This window comes from Salipiger sp. HF18 (assembly GCF_011806505.1).
GTDB lineage: Bacteria > Pseudomonadota > Alphaproteobacteria > Rhodobacterales > Rhodobacteraceae > Salipiger > Salipiger thiooxidans.
In genome coordinates this window covers 1-1,346 of sequence record NZ_JAATOS010000756.1, presented here as the reverse complement: position 1 = coordinate 1,346, position 1,346 = coordinate 1, and the positions used below count along the sequence as shown (strand labels likewise).

Here is a 1,346-nt window from a genome sequence, read left to right as displayed (position 1 = left end):
TGCCAGGGTGTCGGAACTGATCCATACGGTCGAGGAAGACCCCCGCGACCTCACCGCCGCCCGCCGTTACCTCGGCGTCTACCTGATGGGCGCACGCGATGCTGCCGTCAAATTCGCCGACATCTACAGCCGGACGCAGGATCGTGGGGCAAAGAGCGATTTCATGATGCTTCTGACCGACCTCGAGGAGAGTTTCGGTCAAAAAACTGAGAAGCTTCTGCTGGACAACAATGCCGACCTCTCGGTCGAAATCGAAGTTCTCCGGGATCGGTTGCAACGCGAAGGCGTTCGACCGAGTTGAGCCCCGGGGCGGAACGCCACGCAAGTCAGGGAATGTCCGATGTCTGAAAAAGTGAAAGCGGAGGCCACGATGACCGAGGCCATGGTCGAGGAAGTGAACGCGGTGGTCCTGCCCGAGCCCGGTGACGCGCAGGCGGTGATCTCGCTTCAGGACGCCACGCCCGAGGTCAGCGAGGAGATCCGCTCTCGCATGGCCGAGATCGACATGGGCGACACCAATTCCATCGTCTCCTTCGGCGCCGGTGCCCAGACCGAGCTGCAGGAGATCAGCCAGGCGATGCTCGACGGCGTCCGCAACAAGGACGTGGGCCCCGCCGGCGACGGGCTGCGCGACATCGTCACCACCATCCGCGGCTTCTCGGTCTCCGAGCTCGACGTGCGCCGCGATCGCAGCTGGTGGGAAAAGCTGCTCGGCCGTACCGCACCCTTCGCCAAGTTCACCGCCCGCTACGAGGAGGTGCAGGGCCAGATCGACCGCATCACCGACAACCTGCTGAAGCACGAGCACGTGCTGCTGAAGGACATCAAGTCGCTCGACCTGCTCTACGACAAGACCCTGAACTTCTACGACGAGCTGGCACTCTACATCGCCGCCGGCGAGGAGAAGCTGCGGGAGCTCGACAGCGTCACCATCCCCGCCAAGGAGGCCGAGGTTCAGGCCGCCGCCGAGAACGACCAGGTGATGAAGGCGCAGGAGCTGCGCGACCTGCGGGCTTCCCGCGACGATCTCGAGCGGAGGGTTCACGACCTCAAGCTCACCCGCCAGGTGACGATGCAGTCCCTGCCCTCGATCCGCCTGGTGCAGGAGAACGACAAGTCGCTTGTCACCAAGATCAACTCGACCCTCGTGAACACCGTGCCGCTGTGGGAGACGCAGCTCGCGCAGGCGGTCACCATCCAGCGCTCGGCCGAAGCCGCGGGCGCCGTGCGCGAGGCGACGGACCTGACCAACGAGCTGCTCACCGCCAATGCCGCCAACCTGCGCGACAGCAACAAGGTCATCCGGCAGGAGATGGAGCGCGGCGTCTTCGACATCGAGGCCGTCA

The 1,346-nt window shown here is 64.6% G+C and carries 2 protein-coding genes; both read left to right on the top strand.

Going from position 1 to position 1,346, the window contains the following annotated elements; all coding sequences use genetic code 11:
* A partial coding sequence (locus tag HC022_RS26625) for a 5-bromo-4-chloroindolyl phosphate hydrolysis family protein (RefSeq protein WP_175583749.1) occupies nt 1–301 on the top strand: 301 nt, incomplete at its 5' end.
* 39 nt (nt 302–340) lie between these two features.
* A partial coding sequence (locus tag HC022_RS26620; RefSeq protein ID WP_167454386.1) for a toxic anion resistance protein occupies nt 341–1,346 on the top strand: 1,006 nt, incomplete at its 3' end.